This is a genomic window from Microbulbifer sp. ARAS458-1, from assembly GCF_045348205.1.
GTDB lineage: Bacteria > Pseudomonadota > Gammaproteobacteria > Pseudomonadales > Cellvibrionaceae > Microbulbifer.
The window spans coordinates 3,364,398-3,384,684 of the sequence record NZ_CP155838.1 but is presented as its reverse complement, the minus strand read 5'-3'; the positions used below and the strand labels follow the sequence as shown (position 1 = coordinate 3,384,684).

Sequence of the window (20,287 nt, the reverse complement as noted above, 5' to 3'; positions counted from 1 at the left end):
GCCTGAAAAATCCCGGCCTGGTGTCGGGATTTTTTTTGCCCAATTTTTACTGTGATATCCCCCTCGTTTTACTTCCGTAACGGTTCACGCTGGTGATCCAGAAAAAATAAATTATTTCTCAACTGTAAAAAAATGGCCTGAAACTCATCTTTTTACGGGGTTCATTTTCTTTTTCCGCACGTTGCATCAGAGCGTCTCGAATGAGAACGCACTGTGAAAATACTATTGAAAATACGTTGTTTCGCCGCTTTTTATCGGGGAATTGGTGCCTATCAATTTTCCACAGATCGATGATCGGTGGTGAATCAGTTACAACGACCGGAGAGAAAAATGGAAGCAAGTGTTTCGGGTAAACGACCCTTTCAGCGGCAATCGCTGTACCGGGCCTGCGCCAAGGCCGGGTTGGCCTTCTGGCTGGCCTCGTCATCGGCTGCGTTGATGGCGGCGGAAGCGGAAATGCGGATTGTCAGTGACTGGGGCGGTGGATTCCAGGGGGAAATTCTTGTCGTCAATGACGGCAGTGAGCCACTTACCGACTGGACTGTATCATTCGACATGGATGTGGATATCAACAACCTGTGGAACGGTGTGCTCGAGTCGCAAAGTGCCAGCCAATACGTTGTGGCAGCCGCCTCGTACAACAGTACCATTGCACCCGGCGGTGAAGTGATCATAGGTTTTATCGCCAACCCCGGCGGCCAGGCACCCGTGCCGGTGGTTGTGGATGGAAATGGTGGTGGTTCTTCCTCGGGCGGCTCGTCCAGTAGCTCCTCGTCCAGCTCCTCCAGTTCATCCGGCTCCTCTGGCGGCAGCTCTTCCAGTTCCTCGAGCTCCTCCGGTTCGTCGGGTGGTTCAAGTTCCGGCAGTGGTTCTTCCAGCTCATCCGGTGGTTCCAGCTCAGGTAGCGGCTCGTCCAGCTCGTCCAGTTCCTCCGGTGGCAGTTCCGGTGGTGAGCCCACGGCAGGTCGTTTCCGTGTGGACGCAACCGGTAATATCACCAAAAACGGAGAAGTCATCCCGGTAAATTGTGGTTCCTGGTTCGGTCTGGAAGGGCGTCATGAGCCGTCCGATGCAGAAGTGAACCCCAGCGGTGCGCCTATGGAGCTCTACGTGGGCAACACCTTCTGGGCCAACGGCAGTGCGGGTACCGGTCGTACCATTCAGCAGACCATGAGTGAGATCACCGCAATGGGAGTGAACGTGGTGCGCTTCCCGGTGGTACCGCAAACACTCGACCCCAACGATCCGCAGGCCAGCGGCGAAGTGTTGAAGAACCATGAATCTGTGCGTGTACCTAATGCGCGCCAGGCGATGGAAGAATTTATTATCGCCGCAGATCAGAACAACATTGAAGTCATGCTCGATGTGCATTCCTGCTCCAACTATGTGGGCTGGCGTGCGGGTCGCCTGGATGCCCGTCCTCCCTACGTGGATGCGGATCGGGAAATGTACGATTACCCGCGGGAAGACAGCTCTTGTGCCGCCACCGGCAACCCGGATTCCGTCACCAATGTGCAGGCGTATAACCGCGACATCTGGCTGGATAACCTGCGTGAGCTGGCTGGCCTCGAAGAAGCGCTGGGTGTGGATAACATCATCGGTATCGATATCTACAACGAGCCTTGGGACTACACCTGGGAAGAGTGGAAAAGCCTGACCGAAGATGCGTTTGCTGCTATCGACGAAGTCAGCCCGCATATGCTGTTGTTTGTGCAGGGTGTTTCCGCCACTGCCGGTAATCAGGACGGTACCCCGGACACCATTGTCCAGGTGCCGCACGGCAACGAACTGACCAACCCGAACTGGGGGGAAAACCTGTTTGAAGCCGGTGACAATCCGCCGGATATCCCCAAAGACCGCCTGGTATGGTCACCGCATACCTATGGTCCGTCCGTATTTGTGCAGAAAGGCTTTATGGACCCGGTGTCGCAGCCGGAATGTGAGGGCCTGGAGGGCGATGCGGCCGGCGATGCAGACTGTAATATCGTGATCGATGAAGAGTTGCTGCGCGCCGGTTGGGACGAGCACTTTGGTTACCTGCGGGAAATGGGCTATGCCATTGTGGTCGGTGAGTTCGGCGGCAACCTGGACTGGCCGGCAAAAGCCGCTCTGCGCGATCAGGCGCGCTGGGATCACATTCAGCCGGGTGTGGTTGATGCGCAGTGGCAGGATATTTTTGTCGATTACATGGTCGAGAAAAATATCCAGGGCTGCTACTGGTCCATCAACCCGGAGTCTGGTGACACCGGTGGCTGGTACGGCCATGCCTACGACCCGCAGAGCAATACTGCCGGGTGGGGTGAGTGGCTTGAGTTCGATCAGCGGAAAACCAATCTGTTGAACCGCCTGTGGGGCAATGCACCCGAGCAGTAACTGCAGAGAGTAATCTAGAGGTAGCAGTTGAGGGCTGGCAGAAAGCAATCTGCCAGCCCTTTTTCATTTGTGGCAAGGGCAGCACTCGGTTACGTGTGCAGATGAGGCTTACTGTCGGGGCTCAGTGGGCGTAGGTCAGGCAGTTGACGGAGTCGCCACTGTAGCCGAGTTCTATCTGATCTGCGCCGCACTCGAAATCGACATTATGGCTGCACCCGGTGACCTTGCAGGCGCCAACACCGGCATTGCGTTCGCGCTTGGTGTGATGGCTGTTGCTGAAATAGGTGTCACAGTCCGGACTGGTGCCATCGCCGACCGTAATGGCGCGGGCGTGGCAGGCGGCATCGGTGTTGTAAGCGCATTCGATGGCGGTACAGCTGGATACTTCGGGCATATCGGTGGCGATGATCATGGCGCGATACTCTTTGATAATTGTCGAAGGGCCAAACTTCCCCATTAAGCCTAGTTCAGCATCGTGCCGAGTCAAGCCACGTGGGAGCGATCGATTGCCGGCCAACTGATCTACCGGGGCTCGAGGGTCTCAAGCGCACCATACGCTTCGACCTTTCTCCAATTGCCCCGGGGCCATTCCATCGGGTATACAGGTACGCCGAACCGGTTGCGCGAGGAACTCATGATCGGCACATCTCTGTTGCTGTTGTTTGCCCTGCTTTACGTGGCACTCCTGTTTGTGGTTGCCTGGCGGGCAGGGCGGCATATGGGGTGGATCCAGCATGTGCGCCCACTTCTGTACGGCCTTACCCTCGCGGTCTACTGCAGCTCGTGGACGTTTTTTGGCGCCGTGGGACAGGCGGTGAGCGATACCTGGAGCTACCTGCCAATCTATCTGGGGCCTATTCTGCTGTTTCTTTTTGCCGGCGGCTTTTTGCACAAGCTGGTTCAGGTGGGGGAGCGCCAGAAGATCACTTCCATCGCCGACTTTATTGGCTCCCGCTATGGCAAAAGTCGCGGGCTATCCGCTTTGGTCACCCTGTTGGCGATTGTTGGCAGCCTGCCGTATATCGCGCTGCAGTTGCGCGCGGTGACCATGGGCTGGGAGGTTATTGGCGGCGGTGATAGTGGTACGGACAGGTTTGCCAGTTTGGATACGGCACTCGCCACCGCGCTGTTGATGGGGTTGTTCGCGATACTGTTCGGTACTCGTCACCTGGAAGGGCGGGAACGCAATGTGGGGGTGGTGGCGGCCATCGCCCTGGAATCTCTCGTCAAGCTATTCGCCTTCGCTGCGGTGGCAGTGCTGGCTCTGTGGTTGTTAATTACTGGTGGCAGCGGATTGCCCGAAGTACCCTGGCAACCACAGCTACAATGGCTGATGCCGGATATTAATTTCGTTACCCAGACGCTATTGGCGATGGCCGCGATCGTCTGTCTGCCGCGCCAGTTTCATATGGCTGTTGTGGAATATCGCACGCCGGAAGATCTGCATACTGCCCGCTGGCTGCTGCCAGCCTATCTCGCCTTGTTTTCTATTTTGATTTTACCGATATCTCTTGCCGGCCAACCGTTGGTGGCAGCGGGGTTGAGTTCACCGGATACCCTGGTTCTGACTTTGCCGTTGCAGGCCGGTAGCACCGCGCTGACCACCCTCGCGTATATCGGAGGTTTCTCTGCCGCCACAGGAATGGTGATCGTTGCAGTATTGACGCTCTCGATCATGGTTTCCAATGAGTTGGTAGCGCCGCTTTGGCTATTCCTGAGTCGATTTACTCGCCTGACGGCGGTGTCTTTGGGCACACATCTTCGACTGATCCGCAGCCTCAGTATCCTTTTGCTGATGTTGATGAGCTGGGGTGTACACCACGGAATCTCCGGAACCGAAGCGTTGGCCTCTATTGGACTACTGTCGTTTGCCGCCGCGGCGCAACTGGCCCCTGCACTGATTGCAGGGCTCTATTGGCCACGGGCACACCGCCGCGGTGTCTGGGCCGGGTTGATCGCTGGTTATGGCCTGTGGTTTTTCTGCCTGGTACTTCCCTCCATGTACCCGGAATCGGATGTTTTGCGTCACGGTTTATTTGGAGTTGCTTTACTTCATCCGCAACAGCTGCTCGGTGTTTCTGGGTTGGACCCGTTGAGCCATGGGGTTTTCTGGAGCCTGTTGGGGAATATCCTGCTATTGGTCGGTGTGTCGTTTTCCTGCCGACAGAACGAGAATGATCGGCGGCAGGCGCGGGCGTTTGTCACTCCTGCCCGGTCCGGGGAGCCGGCACCGGATCTGGTGCCTACCGGAATCCGCATGGGGCAGGTACGTAGCTTGCTGCAACCTTTCGTCGGGCCGGCGCGACTGGAGGAAATCTGGAATGATTTTGAGCTGCGCAGTCAGCAGCGACTGTTGCCGGATGATGCAGCCTCGCGCTTTGTGATTGCTGACGCCGAGCACATACTCGCGGGTATTGTGGGTTCCGCGGCGGCGAATCAGGTAATGGGGCTGCTCTATAGTAATCGCCCGCTGAAACTGGAAGACATTGCACGGCTGGTGGACAGTACCTCTCAGCGCCTGCGCTTTAGCCAGGAATTGCTGCAGACCACGGTGGAAACCATCAGCCAGGGAATCAGTGTGGTGGATGCGGATCTGAGGCTGGTAGCCTGGAACCGGCAGTACCTCGAACTGTTCGATTACCCGGAGCGGTTGTTGTATATCGGTTGTCCGGTGGCTTCCCTGTATCGCCACAACGCGCAGCGAGGGTTGTACGGTGATTCTGATAACCCCGAAGCGTTGGAGGCCCATGTACAGCGGCGCCTTGATCTGCTGCGCCACGGCAGCGCCCACCGCTTCGAGCGTCGTCTGCCCAGTGGTGCCATTGTCGAGGTGCGCGGCACACCCATGCCTGGTGGCGGCTTTGTAACAACCTTTACCGATATCAGTGAATACCGCGCAGCGGTGGATGCCCTGGAAGAAACCCGCCGCAGTCTCGAAGACCGGGTGCAACAGCGCACCGCAGAACTCTCCGAAAGTAATCGTGCGCTGCAGGAAGAAAACCGCCGCCGCGGGGAGGCGGAAATCAAAATTCGCGAACTGCATTCGGCAAAAACCCGTTTCCTCGCCCACACCAGTCACGATCTGTTGCAGCCGATCAATGCGGCGCGCCTGTTTATTGCCTCACTGCAAAACAAGGCTGCCGCCGGCAGCTGGCGGGAGATGGGTGACGACATTCACTACATCGACAGCGCACTGACGTCTGCCGAGCAATTGATTGGCGCCCTGCGGGAAATCAGCCGACTGGACGCGGGCAACCTGACACCGAAGCGGGACCATTTTCCCCTGCGTCATTTACTGGATGGCCTCAATGCGGAATTCTCCGCACTGGCCAGCGAGCGCGGCCTGACGCTGCACTATGTGCCTACCGACGCCTGGGTATACAGCGACCGCTATCTGTTGCGCCGGATTTTGCAGAACTTCCTGAGCAATGCGATCCACTACACCGCGCGCGGCCGCGTGTTACTGGGGGTGCGTCACCGCTCAGACCCTGCGGGAAATTCGTTGCTGGAAATTCAGGTGTGGGATACCGGTCCCGGTATTACCGACGACGCCAAAGAACAGATCTTCGATGAGTTTGTGCGCCTCGGCAGCAGCGAGCGCAGTGCCGATAAAGGCCTTGGTCTGGGTCTTGCCATTGCCCGCCGCAGTGCGGATCTGTTGGGCCACCAGTTGGGGTTGGCGTCTACCCCCGGGCGCGGTTCCATGTTCAGTATTCGCGTGCCGGTGGGCGAGCGTCGGGTAGCGCCGGTGGAATCCGATAGCGCCAGTGAAGCGGAGAATACGTCCGCTATACCTGTGCTGTGTATCGACAACGAGCAACAAATTCTGCGGGGTATGCAAAGTCTGCTGAGTGGCTGGGGGTGCCGGGTGGTTACGGCAGCGTCTCTGGATGAAGCGCTGGAAAACTGGGGCCAGCGCAAGCCACCGGCGCTGGTGATTGTGGATTACCACCTGAATGGCGGGGCGACGGGTGTCGATGCATTGGAATCGCTGTGCGAACACTGGCAGGTCGAACTGCCAGGCATTGTGGTGAGTGCGGATACGTCCGAGGAAGTGCGCAGTGCGGCCACCGGCCGCGGCTGGTTCTACTTACCCAAGCCGGTCAAGCCGGCGGTATTGCGTAACCTGGTGCGGCGATTAGGGCGGAGGTAGTCTTGGCTGTTCTGGGGATGGTGGATGCGCTTCGCTTATTCACCCTACAGGGCGGACTGCGGGGTAAGAACCGTAGGTTGGATAAGCGAAGCGCATCCAACAAAGCCGGGCTTTGAATCAATTGACTGAATTGTTTTTGGCTGCGGGTTTTTGCGGCGGGGCGAACTGCCCTGGCGCTTCCACATCCAGGCTGCTCAGTGCCAGTACTGCCTGGGTGCGGGAGTTGACGGCCAGCTTGCGAAATAGCGCGGTGAGGTGAGCTTTTACGGTGGCCTCGGTCACCTGCATTTCATAGGCAATCTGCTTGTTCAGCAATCCTTCTGCCAGCATGGTGGCCACGCGAAACTGTTGCGGTGTCAGCGTGGCGATCACATCCACCACTTCATTTTCTTCCGCACTATTGCCGGCTTTATAGCGGTCTGCAACTGCCGGCGGTAACCAGATTTCTCCGTTCAGGGTCTGCTGTAGGGAAGTGGCAATCTGTTCTACCGGGGCAGATTTTGGCAGAAAACCACAGGCGCCGTAATCGATGGCGCGGCACATGATTTCCGGCTTTTCATTGGCGGAGACCACCATTACCGGCAGTTGTGGATACTGGCCACTCAGAAAAATAAGCCCGCTGAAACCGTGGGCCCCGGGCATATGCAAATCCAGTAGCAGGAGATCGCAATCCGGGTGCTCGGCCACGCACTGCTGCAGGCTCTGCATATCGCAGGCTTCATGAATGGTCGCGTCGGGAAAGCTTTGCTGTATGGACAGGCGCAGGGCATTGCGGAACAGGGGGTGGTCGTCCGCAATAATAAATTGTCGGGCCGGGTGTCCGCTGTCGCTTTGCCCGGAAGCGGCTTGATTGTTCATCGCTTTGCATCCCTAGCGGGAGATTTTCCCGGCTCACTTTCACAACGTCGGGTGAAAAGTGTACCGAGAAAACCCCACCACTTCCTGTAAATTTTTACTTGTTGTTATTTTTTGACGGGTCTGCTGCTTTGCTGTGTTTTGGCGGCGGAGGTGGAGGTTCGCTTAAACCGTTGCCGCCGCGCGGTTGGCCACCAGGTTGTCCACCACGCCGGGGTCGGCGAGGGTGGAAGTGTCGCCCAGCTGGTCACACTCGTCCGCGGCTACCTTGCGCAGGATTCGGCGCATGATCTTGCCCGAGCGGGTTTTCGGCAGCCCCGGCGCCCACTGAATTACATCCGGAGTGGCGATGGGGCCGATTTCCGCGCGCAGCCAGTTGCGCAGGGTCTGGTGCATTTCCTCGCTGGGTTCCACGCCGCTGTTCAGAGTGACGTAGATGTAGATGCCCTGGCCCTTGATGTCGTGAGGGTAGCCCACCACGGCGGCCTCGGCCACCGCTTCATGGGCTACCAGTGCGCTCTCCAGCTCCGCGGTGCCCATGCGGTGGCCGGATACATTGAGCACATCGTCCACGCGACCGGTAATCCAGTAGTAGCCGTCCTCGTCGCGGCGGGCACCGTCGCCGGTGAAATACATGTTTTCAAAGGTGCTGAAATAGGTATCGACAAAGCGCTGGTGGTCGCCGAACACCGTGCGCATCTGCCCGGGCCAGCTGCCCAATAACACCAGGTTGCCGTCGGCGGCACCGTCCAGAATATTGCCGTCGTTGTCCACCAGTGCCGGCTGTACGCCGAAGAAGGGTCGGGTGGTGGAACCGGGCTTGAGGGGCGTGGCACCAGGCAGCGGAGTGAGCATATGGCCGCCGGTTTCCGTCTGCCACCAGGTATCCACAATCGGGCACTGGTTGCGGCCGAAGGTGCGGTGGAACCATTTCCAGGCTTCGGGGTTGATCGGTTCGCCCACGGTGCCCAGCAAACGCAGGCTCTCCAGGCTGGCACCGGCCACTGGCTTGTTGCCCTCGGCCATCAGTGCGCGAATGGCGGTGGGAGCGATATACAGCACATTGATCTGGTGATCGTCGATGATCTGCGCCACCCGGGTCACGTCCGGGTAGTGGGGGACCCCTTCGTACATTACGGTGGTGGCGCCGTTGGCCAGCGGCCCGTAGACGATATAGCTGTGGCCGGTAATCCAGCCCACGTCCGCCGCGCACCAGTAGCGCTCGCCACGGCGGTAGTCGAAGACGTATTCGTGGGTGAGGGAGGCGTAGGTGATGTAGCCACCGCTGGTGTGCAGCACGCCCTTGGGTTTGCCGGTGGAGCCGGAGGTGTAGAGGATAAACAGCGGGTCTTCCGCACCCATCACTTCCGCCGGGCAGTCGTCGCTCTGGGCGGCCACCAGTTCGGCATAGTCGCGATCAATGGCCGGGTTCCAGTCGGTGGCGTCGTCGGTACTGTGCTGGGGAGAGCGGAACACCACCACGTTTTCCACGGTGGTTTCCTTGCACAGGGCAACGGCGCGGTCCACGTTCTGTTTGAGTGGCACCGAGCGGCCGCCGCGGCGACCGGCATTGGCGGTGATCAGGATGCGGGACTGACCGTCGTCCATGCGCCCGGCCAGCGCCTCCGGTGAGAAGCCGGCAAACACCACCGAATGCACCGCACCAATGCGGGCGCAGGCCAGCATCGCTACCGCCGCTTCCGGCACCATGGGCATGTAGATGGTCACCACATCGCCCTTCTGAACCCCCAGGCTCTTGAGACCGTTGGCAAAGCGGCAGACATCCCGGTGCAGCTCGCGGTAGCTGATCTCGCGGGAGGTGCCCGGTTCGTCGCCCACCCACAGGATGGCGGTGTCATCGCCGTGTTTTTCCAGATGTCGGTCCAGACAGTTGGCGGCCACGTTCAGCTTGCCGTCGGCAAACCAGCGGATATGCAGGTCGTCTTTCGCAAACGACGTGTCCTGTACCTGGGTAAATGGTTGGATCCAGTCGATGCGCTGGGCCTGCTCGCGCCAGAAACCATCCGGGTCCTGCACGGAGCGGTTGTACATTTCAAAGTAACCCGCTTCGTCCAGCAGTGAACTGGCGGCGTAGCTATCGGGAACGAGGTATGTCTCTGGTTGACTGGTCACGGATAGGCCTCTCATCAGTGCAATTTCTTATGCAGTGCATTCTGGCACTGGCGCCGCGACAGGTCGTATTAGACAAAAGTCGAAAGGCTGTACTGGAGGGAGATGGTTACCATGTGTTTCTATCTAGACATTGGTCGAATGTAGACCATTGGTTAATACCAGATTGATCCGCGAAGTTGTTTGCTTGGAGTGCTCACTCCAACAAACGACGGCAAGGACAAAGACTATGTCGGTAACAATAATAAAAAGCAGTTTGGCCGGTGCGATCGCGCTGGCAGCGATGGTGAATGGCTTACCCGCAACCGCGGCCGAGTCAGACAACCTTTCATCCCAAGCAATGACCGCCGAACAGTTGCAGCAGCGCATTGCCCAGCTACAGGCTCAGGTGAACCAGTTGGCGGCCAGTCAGCAGGCTCAGATTGTGGAAAATCCGGAACCGCCCAAAACGGCCACCTTTGGCAGTACCGAGATCCAGATTGGTGGTTACATCAAACTGGACAGCATTTTCAGTGATTACTCCGATGGCAGTGCGGCAACCGCGGGTATCGGTGAAGATTTCCTGGTGCCTTCCACCATTCCAATCGGTGGCGAGAGCGGGGGCGTGCACTACAACGCCCACGCAAAATCCACCCGCCTGTTCTTCAAGTCATCCACTCAGGCCGGTGCCGGCAGTGTGGATACCCATATCGAGATCGATGCCATGGCGGGCGGGCAGGGGGATGAACGTATCAGTAACTCTTATGCCCAGCGCCTGCGTCACGCCTATGTGAACTGGAATATCGATGGCGACCGTTCACTGCTGGCCGGTCAGGCCTGGTCCACGTTTTTCAATGTGGGTACCCTGCCGGAAGGGCTGGATTTTGTCGGCCCGGTGGGCACGATTTTCGAGCGCCAGCCGCAACTGCGCTATACCCAGGGCTTCGGCAGTGGCAAGGTGATGATTGCTGCGGAAAACCCGGCCACGACCCTCTACAACGGCGCCGAAAACCCCTACGACGACAACAGTCGTCCGGATATGGTGTTGCGCTATGACAACAATATCGGTGACCTGAGTTATTCCATTGCCTCCATGAGCCGCGAACTGGCCTACGACCACGCAGATGGCAGCAACGAATCCGAGCAGGGCTACGCCATCAGTCTCGCCGGTAAATGGCAACTGGGTCGCGACGACCTGCGCTTTATGTACAGCTACGGCAATGCCCTGGGCCGTTACCTCGGGCTGAACAGCTACCGCGGGGGTATTATCAATCCCGTTGATGGCAGCATAGATCTGATCGACCAGCACGGCGGCTATGTGGCCCTACGCCATTTCTGGAGCGATCAGTGGCGCAGCAATCTGGTGCTTTCCGCTACCGCGGCGGACAACCCTGAAATGGTTTCCGATATGACGCCGTCTTCCTACCAGAGCCTGCACCTGAACCTGATGTATTCGCCGGTACCCAAAATGACCCTGGGTGGTGAGTATATTTTTTCCAGTAAGGAAGTGGAGAACGCGAGTGGATTACTCACCGACGATGAAGGATCCCTTCAGCGCATGCAGCTTTCTGTGAAGTATGTTTTCTGACGGGAAATATCTTTTCTGATATTTTTTTGGGAATAGTTTCCATATTCAAATCGACAATAAGTAAACGATAAAGTGGAGTGAAGACGATGAGTTTCGAGAGTAAACAGAAGGCCAGTGATTACTGGCGGGAGAACCTCAAGCTGATGCTCAGCTTACTGGTGGTGTGGTTTGTGGTTTCGTTTGGTTGCGGCATTCTGTTTGTGGAAGAACTGAACCAGATCCGCATGGGTGGATTCAAACTGGGCTTCTGGTTTGCCCAGCAGGGCGCCATCTATATGTTCCTCGCGCTGATTTTTGTTTACGTCTACAAAATGAATCAGCTCGATAAAAAGTACGGCGTCTACGAAGACGACGAACCTGCCGAGCAGACGAGTACCGCCGCTGCACCCGAAGCGCGACAATCCCAAGCACAACAGCTGCAGGGAGGTCACTAAACTATGGACGTACAGAGCCTTACCTTCCTGATAGTCGGTGCGACTTTCGTTCTCTATATCGGCATCGCCCTCTGGGCCCGTGCCGGCTCCACTAACGACTTTTACGTCGCCGGCGGCGGCGTACACCCGGTGGCCAACGGCATGGCCACGGCGGCGGACTGGATGTCGGCGGCCTCGTTTATTTCCATGGCCGGCCTGATTTCCTTTATGGGTTATGACGGTGCGGTATACCTGCTGGGCTGGACCGGCGGTTACGTGCTGCTGGCACTGTGCCTCGCGCCTTACCTGCGTAAGTTCGGTAAATTTACCGTACCGGACTTTATTGGCGACCGTTACTACTCCCAGGCTGCCCGTACCGTGGCCGTGATCTGCGCCATTTTTGTGTGCTTTACCTATGTGGCCGGGCAGATGCGCGGTGTGGGCGTGGTCTTCTCCCGCTTCCTGGAAGTGGATATCGCCACCGGTGTTGTGATCGGCATGGGGGTGGTGTTCTTCTACGCGGTCCTCGGCGGTATGAAGGGCATTACCTACACCCAGGTTGCCCAGTACTGCGTACTGATCTTTGCCTACATGGTGCCGGCGATCTTTATCTCCATCATGATGACCGGCCATGTACTGCCGCAGACCGGTTTCGGTGGCATGCTGTCGGACGGAACCTATCTGTTGGATAAACTCGACGGACTTTCTGCGGAACTCGGGTTTGCTGAATACACCTCGGGGACGAAAAGTACCATCGATGTGTTCTTTATCACCGCCGCATTGATGGTGGGTACCGCGGGTCTGCCCCACGTGATTGTGCGCTTCTTCACCGTGCCGAAGGTACGCGACGCGCGTAAATCGGCGGGCTGGGCACTATTGTTTATTGCACTGCTTTACACCACCGCACCGGCCATTGCCTCCTTCGCCCGTGTGAACATGATCGACACCATCAACGGTCCGGACGGCAATGGCACCGCCCACGCTGAAGCGCCGAGCTGGATTTCCAACTGGGAAGAAACCGGTCTGATCAAATGGGAAGACAAGAACGGCGATGGCAACATGTTCTACTCCGGTGACGAGCGCAACGAGATGAGCGTCGACCGCGACATCATGGTGCTGGCGAACCCGGAAATTGCCAATCTGCCGGCCTGGGTAATTGCCCTGGTGGCCGCCGGTGGCGTGGCGGCAGCGCTGTCCACCTCTGCAGGTCTGTTACTGGTAATTTCTACATCGATTTCTCACGACCTGTTGAAGCGCAACCTGATGCCGAATATCAGTGAGAAGAAGGAGCTGCTCTACGCTCGCGGTGCGGCCGCGGTGGCCATCTGTATTGCCGGCTACCTCGGGATCAATCCACCGGGCTTCGTGGCGCAGGTGGTCGCCTTTGCCTTCGGGCTTGCGGCGTCGTCCTTCTTCCCGGCGATCATCATGGGGATCTTCTCCAAGCGGATGAACAAGGAAGGCGCTATCGCCGGTATGGTTTCCGGTATCCTGTTTACCGCGGCCTATATCTGCTACTTCAAGTTCATCAACCCGGCGGCCAACACCCCGGACAACTGGTGGTTTGGTATCTCCCCGGAAGGCATCGGTACTCTCGGTATGATTATCAACTTCGCGGTGGCGATCGCGGTGGCGAAAGTGACCCGTGAGGCCCCGAAAGATGTGCAGGAAATGGTCGAGAGCATTCGCTTCCCGCAAGGCGCTGGCCAGGCCAGCGCGCACTGATCAATGGTGTGACCCCTGCTTAAGGGGTCACAATATTGAACCAGAAGGGGAAGTTATCCAGTAAGCCCACAAATTGGACAAAACTATCGGAGTCACCATCAATCTTGACATCACCCTGATTCACCGCTGATTTCAGGTCGGTCTCACCCAGCTGAATGGAATCCAGTACGGTTTTCGGGATATTGATGGTGGCATCCGGTTTAGTCATCGGCGTAGGGAAGTAATTCAGTACGCCATTTTCAACGATGACCGCGTATTCCTTTTTCAAATCCGGGAAATTCATATTCAGTGCGATTCTCTTACCGGCAGCTTTTGGACCATTGAGCCTGACCGCGAGGTAGTCAAACAGCATTTCCGGTGACATGGCACGTATAGTGTCCGGACTGGCGGCGTTGACACCGCCGGATGAGGGAGTGCCATTGCGTAATTCGAAGGCGGCCTGCAAATACTCCGAACGCCAAGTGCCGGCTTCCGCCTGGTAACCGAGCTGTTCGTAGGTATCTGCCAGCAGGTTTTTCGCTGCGGTATTGTCGGGTTCGGCAAACACCAGCTGGTTGAGTGCTTCTGCCACCCAGCGGTAATCGCCCTTGTCAAAATCTGCTTTGGCGCGCTTCATGATGGCGTCAGCACCGCCCATGTACTCGACATACTTCTTCGAAGCTTTTTCCGGCGGCAGTCGGTCCAGATGGGCGGGATTGCTGTCGTACCAGCCCATGTAACGCTGGTACACGGCGCGGGAATTGTGGCGCAAGGTGCCATAGTAGCCGCGGTTTGGCCAGAAGTCGTTCAGCTCTGGCGGCAGCTCGATCATGTCGGCAATTTCCGGCCCGGTGTACCCCTTGTTCAACAGGTTTACCGTTTGATCGTGGATGTATTTGTACAGATCCCGCTGCTTTTTCCAGTAATCCACAATTTCCCTGTTGCCCCACATGGGCCAGTGATGGCTCTGGAATTTCACTTTGACCTTGCCGCCATACAGGGCGATGGTCTCATTCAGATATTTTGCCCATACCAGCGGATCCCGTACCTGAGCGCCGCGCAAAGTCAGGATATTGTGCATCGTATTGGTTGTGTTCTCGGCCATCCACATGGCATCCCATTGCGGGAACCAGGTGTTCATTTCTGCCGGTGCCTCGGTCCCCGGGGTCATCTGGAATATCATTTTCACGCCGTCAACAGTGATTTCTGTACCGGTTTTGGAAACGATCTCCGTAGGGGGAATCATTGTGATGGTGCCGGTGGAATTAGACTGCCCCAAGCCTGCATTCACACTGCCCTGGGCGTTGCGTGGTAGTACCGCGCCATACATAAAGACCGCGCGCCGTGACATGGCATTACCCGCCAGAATCATTTCGCTGACGGCGTGCTCCATAAAGCCCTCCGGCGCAATGATTTTCACCTTGCCCGCGTCAACATCGGCTTGACTGACGATGCCTTTGATTCCCGCGTAGTGATCCACATGGGAGTGGCTGTATACCACGGCCTGGATCGGGCGTTCGCCAAGTTCTTTTGTGACCAGCTCGTGCGCCGCCCTGGCGGTTTCGGTAGAAATCAACGGGTCGAAAACGATCCAGCCGCTATTGGTTTTCACATAGGTGATATTGGTAATGTCATAACCGCGGACCTGAAAGATGTTATCGGTTACCTTGTAAAGTCCGTACAGCATATTCAGTTGTGCATTGCGCCAAAGGCTCGGATTGACAGTGTCCGGGGCCGATTTGTCGAGACCGATGAATTTTTTGTAGGCCTCCATATCCCATACCACATTGCCTTTGGCATCTTTAATCGTCAGGCTCTCCGGTCGTGCGATCAAACCACGTTGGGCATTTTCAAAGTCGGCCTTGTCATTGAATGGTAATTCTTTCAGTACCTGGGCATTGGCGGCTTTGGTGGCCGCCGATGCAGGTTTGGGCTCTTCGCTGGATACCGCTGCCATCTGCAGTAGTAAAAATGCACCGAGCAACGCGCGCATTGGGGGATTGAGTTGGCGTGAATTTCTCATAAGTATCTGCTGGTTCCGTAAGCCAATTTGCGAATATGCGGAAAGCCTAGACCATGTCTTCATCCGGGAATGCGCTGAAAACTTCCTTGGTAGATGAATTTGAAGATTATTCACGCCAAAAAGCGCCAGCAGAAGGAAAACGAAATGGAAGGCACAGTTAGTCTGCCGTTGTTTTGGGAGGTATGACTTTTCGTCTGGCTCTGGTTTCCACGTTGAGCCGCGTTACTGGTAGAGCGTTTTATGTGGCTGAAGTTTATTTTTTCGGTTACCACACGATGCCGCGACCACTGGTGAGGTAATGTGTAGCGTTTAGTAGGGGCAGAAAGATACAGAAACCGGTAGTGGCAGGAAGTTGGTTCGGTGGGGGCAAGCGGTTTCAGAGAAACCGCGGATTAGATTTTGAGTGCCGCTTTGTCAAACTTCCCAGACCATCAGTAGCAGTGGGTCATTACTTCCAGGTAGGGTAATTCGACCTTGCTTCTTGAGCCCTATTTCCTCCAACACCCCAATGGATGGATGATTTTCCGGAGATGCAATAGCGACGATACGTTGTAGCCCCAGTTGCTCTTGCGCCCAGGCCATTACCGCGTGGGCAGCTTTTCGCGCGAATCCCTGTCCGCGATACTGCGGAAGAAATGCAAAGCCGATATCTACATCGTCCAGTCCATCGCGGCGAATCAGTCCTGCCTGACCGATGGGTGTGCCATTGTGCAGCTCCACACAGTACATGCCAAAGCCATGGGTCTTGTACATGGTTAGCGGGCCATTTTTGAGGTACTCGCGGGCATCTTCCAGGGTCCGCACACCGCGGTCGCCAATAAAACGGTGAAAATCCGGGTCGTTCACCAACGCGAGGGTGAAACGGGCATCGTCGTCGCTTTGCGTGAGCTCACGAAGCTGCAGGCGGGTTGTAATTAGTGGGGGCATGACCGGAGCACTCCATGGTTGATCCGGCCATTGTAACGGCAATTACGCGATAGGCTTAGCGTAGAGAGTGGAGGAACTGCAGGTGCCGTTCGTACTGGGACAGAATGTCGGTCAATAACTGATCGCTGGTCCAGCCCATTACATCGTAATCCTGGCCTCCCTCACTCAGGTGCACTTCAGCGCGAAAATAAATATCCGGGGAGCCATTGTCGTGGTTGTCGTCCAGCACCGTATCCGCATTGCTGGCATTGGGCTTCAGGTGTGCTTTGGGGTAAATACTGTAGAGAAAATCCACTTCATCACCTTGGTAGACGGTGAGATGAATAACTGCGTTCTCGTCTTCGGTGACTTCTGCAACAAATCCATTCTTCTGCATCTGCGCGGCAAATTTGTGCAGAGCCGGTTCGGCAATCTCTCGGATATACTCGTGTACCTCCTGCAGCGAAGGCAACTGCACCAGGTTGCGCAATCGACGCTCCCAGGAGACCGGGTTGCGTGCACTGATAGGAGCCACCGGTGCTGACTGTGCATCTTTTTTCGCTGAGTCCATGCGCAGTGCCTTGACCAGGCCGTATATGGCTACCAATAAAATGATGGAGAAGGGGAGTGCACTGGCAATGGCGGCGGTTTGTAATGATGCGAGCCCGCCGGCAAGAAGCAGTGCGATGGCCACGACCCCGATAATTGCTGACCAGAATATCCGTTGCCAGGCGGGGGTGTCGTCACGCCCGTGAGAAGAAAGCATGTTCATTACCATGGCTCCGGAATCTGCAGAGGTGATAAAAAATATCACCACCAGAATAATAGCGAGGCCGGATAGCGCCTGGGAGAAGGGAAATTGCTCCAGAAACTGGAACAGTGCCAGAGACTGGTCTTTCTGAATCATATCGGCGAGAGACTGCAAGCCGTCGTCCCGAATCAATTTGATCGCTGAGTTGCCAAATACCGTCAGCCAGATGATGGTAATCAGTGTAGGCATCAGCAGGGTGCCCACAGCGAATTCCCGGATGGTGCGGCCGCGGGAAATACGCGCGATAAATAACCCGACAAAGGGGGACCAGCTCAGGCACCAGCCCCAGTAGAAAATGGTCCAGCCACCGATCCAGTCTGTGGGGGCGTAGGCGTAGAGATTGAAAGTGCGGTTGACCAGAACAGAAAGATAGCTGCCGAGGTTCTGCACGAACGCCTGAAACAGAAATACAGTACTGCCCAGAACCAGAATGGTCAGGCACAGCAGCGCCGCCAACCCCATATTCAGTTGTGAAAGTCGCTTGATACCTGCATCCAGCCCCACTACCACGGAGACTGTGGCAAGGGAGGTGGTCACCACGATCAGTATGACCTGGGTTACCTCGCCCACGGGAATACCAAACAAATGATTCAGCCCCGAGTTCATTTGCAGCACGCCGAAGCCTAGTGTCGTGGCAACACCGCATACAGTACTGACAATGGCAAATACATCAATGGCGTGTCCGATTGGCCCGTGAATTCGTTCGCCAATCATCGGGTAGAGTGCCGAGCGCAGAGTCAGGGGAAGGTTGTGGCGGTAGCTGAAGTAACCGAGAATCAGCGCAACGCCGGCAAAAATAGCCCAGACGTGAAAACCCCAGTGGAAGATACTCAGGATCATCGCCTCACGAGCCGCCTCGATTGTACCCGGCTCGGCATCCGGCGGGTTTATATAGTGCATTACCGGCTCGGCCACACCAAAAAACAGCAGCCCGATACCGATGCCGGCGGAAAACAGCATGGCGAGCCAGGACCAGAATCCGTATTCGGGTTTTTCATGTTCCGGCCCGAGTTTGATGTCACCGAGCCGCGACATGCTGATGATGACTACCGTCACCAGTAACACCGCGACAATCAACACGTAGTACCAGCCCATGTAAGTGACGATGCCGCTCTGCATGCTCTGGAAGCGAGTGGTTGCATCCTCTGGAAAAAACACCGCGTACGCCACCAGTAAAAGCAGTAGGCCGGTGGCGGTATAGAACACCGGGGGATCAAATTTTGCTTTTCCGTCTTCCGTGGTGTGCGATTGCATTGGTCTGACTCGGTCGGGAAATGTCGGGTTGAATCAATCTCTCAGGGTTTTTACCGAAGAGACTAGCGCAAGGTGTGCAGAAATTGCAGGTGGCGTTCGTACTGGGTCACCATATCCGTAAGCAACTGATCTTTGGTCCAGCCCATGACATCGTAGTCCTGGCCACCTTCATAGAGATGGACTTCCGCGCGGAAATACGTATCCGGGGAGCCGTCATCGTAATCGTCTGCCAGTTCCTTGTCGGGCTGACTGGCATCGGGCTTGAGTGTGGCCTTGGGATAGATGCCGTAAACAAACCCGGTTTCATCCCCCTGGCATACGGTCAGCTGGACCCACTGGTTGTGTTTCTCCGTGACGGTGGTCTCGTAGCCGTTTTTCCGTATTTCCTCGGCGAACTCCTCCAGCGCGGGCTTACCCACGTCCCGAATATATTCGTGGACCTCCGCCAGAGACGGCAGTTTGAGCGCATTTTTCAGTCGCCGCTGCCAGACTACGGGGTTTCTAGCACTGATAGGCGCGACAATGGCGGATTGGGTGGTGCGTTTAACGGTGTCTGTACGCAATGCCTTGACCAGCCCGTACATCGCGCATAACAGAATGGCCGAGAAAGGCAATGCGCTGGCGATAACCGCGGTCTGGAGCGAACCCAGGCCTCCCGCAAGAAGCAGTGCGATAGCAACAACGCCGATCAGTGCACACCAGAAAATCCGCTGCCAGAGTGGAGTTTCATCTTTTCCGTGAGAAGAGAGCATGTTGACGACCAGGGCACCGGAGTCGGCTGAGGTGACAAAGAATACGATCACCATGATGACCGCGACAAAGGAGAAAACCGACGAGAAGGGGAACTGCTCCAGAAACTGGAAGAGTGCTACCGACTGATCTTTCGCAACGATTTCCCCCAACTGTGTCATCCCCTGATCGAGAATCATGTGGATGGCGGAGTTGCCAAAAAAGGTCATCCATAGCATGGTCACCAGTGCCGGAACCAGCATGGCGCCAATGACGAACTCACGAATGGTCCTGCCCCGGGATATGCGCGCAATAAACAGGCCCACAAAGGGGGACCAGGACATCCACCAGCCCCAGTAGAGAATTGTCCAGCCTCCGAGCCAGTCGGTGGGCTCGTAGGCAAACAGGTTGAATGTCTTGCTGACGATTTCCGATACGTAACTTCCGAAGTTTTGCACGAACGCCTGCAGCAGGTATACCGTACTGCCCAGTAACAACACCATGATCAGAAGTATCGCGGCGAGGGTCATATTGAGCTGTGAAAGGCGCTTGATCCCGGCATCCAGCCCGAGAACTACCGAGACTGTGGCGAGAATGGTGGTAACCACAATCAATACGACCTGCACCGACTGTCCCACTGGTAGCCCGAACAGATGATTGAGCCCGGAGTTGATCTGCAATACGCCGTAGCCGAGCGTAGTGGCGACACCGCACACGGTACCGACAATGGCGAATACATCCACCGCGTGGCCAATGGGGCCGTATATACGCTCGCCGATCAGTGGATACAGGGCGGAGCGCAGGGTGAGAGGGAGTTTGTGGCGATAGCTGAAGTAGGCGAGTATCAGGGCCACAATGGCGTAGATGGCCCAGGCGTGGAAGCCCCAGTGGAAAAAGGTCAGCACCATGGCTTCGCGGGCGGCAAATACGGTACCCGTTTCGCCAACCGGTGGCTGCAGGTAGTGCATGACCGGCTCGGCCACGCCGAAAAACAGTAATCCTATCCCCATACCAGCGGAAAACAGCATGGCGAACCAGGAGGTAAAATCGTACTCGGGCTCCGCGTGCTCCGGCCCCATTTTAATTTCGCCGAATCGGGACATGGCAATAATGATGGTGCCAATCAGAATCACCGCCACCGTTAACACGTAGTACCAGCTCATATGCGTTACGATCCACGTCTGCATGGTTTTAAACGTGGATGTCGCGTGGTCGGGAGCCAGAACGGCATAGGCGACCATCATCAGCAGTACCGCGGTGGCCGAGTAAAATACCGGTGGATTGAAATGAGCCGGTTGTTTACTACTGTCGATAGTGTCAGGCATTCCCGAGTCCTAAAATGTACCACCCCTACGTAGAGGTATAATTT

The 20,287-nt window shown here is 56.5% G+C and carries 12 protein-coding genes; 5 read left to right on the top strand and 7 right to left on the bottom strand.

Annotation, left to right across the window (positions count from 1 at the left end):
- Window positions 1–330 precede the first annotated feature (330 nt).
- The gene (locus AAFH99_RS14085; RefSeq protein WP_406828020.1) at window positions 331–2,373 is read left to right on the top strand and encodes a cellulase family glycosylhydrolase; all 2,043 of its coding nucleotides are present in this window, start codon (window positions 331–333) and stop codon (window positions 2,371–2,373) included.
- Window positions 2,374–2,494: 121 nt separating this feature from the next.
- Here the strand turns inward: AAFH99_RS14085 and AAFH99_RS14080 are convergent, their stop codons facing one another.
- Window positions 2,495–2,785, bottom strand: a complete 291-nt coding sequence (locus AAFH99_RS14080; protein WP_043320249.1) for a DUF1540 domain-containing protein — start codon at window positions 2,783–2,785, stop codon at window positions 2,495–2,497.
- Window positions 2,786–3,007: 222 nt separating this feature from the next.
- Here AAFH99_RS14080 and AAFH99_RS14075 point away from each other — a divergent pair, with 222 nt between their 5' ends.
- Window positions 3,008–6,526 (top strand): PAS-domain containing protein, encoded by a 3,519-nt coding sequence (locus AAFH99_RS14075; RefSeq protein WP_406828019.1) that lies wholly within the window; start codon window positions 3,008–3,010, stop codon window positions 6,524–6,526.
- Between the two features lie 117 nt (window positions 6,527–6,643).
- Here AAFH99_RS14075 and AAFH99_RS14070 read toward each other — a convergent pair whose 3' ends face one another.
- Together AAFH99_RS14070 and acs are read right to left on the bottom strand one after the other, a co-directional pair.
- Complete coding sequence (locus tag AAFH99_RS14070; RefSeq protein ID WP_406828018.1) at window positions 6,644–7,384, bottom strand: response regulator; 741 nt, start codon at window positions 7,382–7,384, stop codon at window positions 6,644–6,646.
- A gap of 162 nt (window positions 7,385–7,546) precedes the next feature.
- Window positions 7,547–9,514: an acetate--CoA ligase gene (gene acs / locus AAFH99_RS14065; RefSeq protein WP_043320243.1), complete on the bottom strand. Its 1,968-nt coding sequence runs from the start codon at window positions 9,512–9,514 to the stop codon at window positions 7,547–7,549.
- A gap of 226 nt (window positions 9,515–9,740) precedes the next feature.
- On the opposite strand from acs, the gene AAFH99_RS14060 reads away from it, so the two are divergent.
- The 3 genes from AAFH99_RS14060 to AAFH99_RS14050 all read left to right on the top strand — a co-directional run bounded on the left by AAFH99_RS14060 (window position 9,741) and on the right by AAFH99_RS14050 (window position 13,216).
- Window positions 9,741–11,078: a DcaP family trimeric outer membrane transporter gene (locus tag AAFH99_RS14060; protein ID WP_197023807.1), complete on the top strand. Its 1,338-nt coding sequence runs from the start codon at window positions 9,741–9,743 to the stop codon at window positions 11,076–11,078.
- Between the two features lie 86 nt (window positions 11,079–11,164).
- The gene (locus AAFH99_RS14055; RefSeq protein ID WP_043318672.1) at window positions 11,165–11,512 is read left to right on the top strand and encodes a DUF4212 domain-containing protein; all 348 of its coding nucleotides are present in this window, start codon (window positions 11,165–11,167) and stop codon (window positions 11,510–11,512) included.
- Window positions 11,513–11,515: 3 nt separating this feature from the next.
- Window positions 11,516–13,216 (top strand): sodium:solute symporter family protein, encoded by a 1,701-nt coding sequence (locus AAFH99_RS14050; protein WP_043318670.1) that lies wholly within the window; start codon window positions 11,516–11,518, stop codon window positions 13,214–13,216.
- Window positions 13,217–13,235: 19 nt separating this feature from the next.
- On the opposite strand, the gene AAFH99_RS14045 is transcribed toward AAFH99_RS14050, so the two are convergent.
- The 4 genes from AAFH99_RS14045 to AAFH99_RS14030 form a co-directional block, all read right to left on the bottom strand.
- On the bottom strand, window positions 13,236–15,218 hold the full coding sequence (locus AAFH99_RS14045; RefSeq protein WP_051687100.1) for an alkyl/aryl-sulfatase: 1,983 nt from the start codon (window positions 15,216–15,218) through the stop codon (window positions 13,236–13,238).
- A 414-nt stretch (window positions 15,219–15,632) separates the two neighbouring features.
- On the bottom strand, window positions 15,633–16,145 hold the full coding sequence (locus AAFH99_RS14040; protein ID WP_406828017.1) for a GNAT family N-acetyltransferase: 513 nt from the start codon (window positions 16,143–16,145) through the stop codon (window positions 15,633–15,635).
- 55 nt (window positions 16,146–16,200) lie between these two features.
- The gene (locus tag AAFH99_RS14035) at window positions 16,201–18,189 is read right to left on the bottom strand and encodes a choline BCCT transporter BetT (RefSeq protein WP_043318665.1); all 1,989 of its coding nucleotides are present in this window, start codon (window positions 18,187–18,189) and stop codon (window positions 16,201–16,203) included.
- Window positions 18,190–18,251: 62 nt separating this feature from the next.
- Window positions 18,252–20,243 carry a choline BCCT transporter BetT gene (locus AAFH99_RS14030; protein ID WP_043318663.1) on the bottom strand — a complete coding sequence of 664 codons (1,992 nt, stop codon included), beginning with the start codon at window positions 20,241–20,243 and terminating at the stop codon, window positions 18,252–18,254.
- Window positions 20,244–20,287 lie beyond the last annotated feature (44 nt).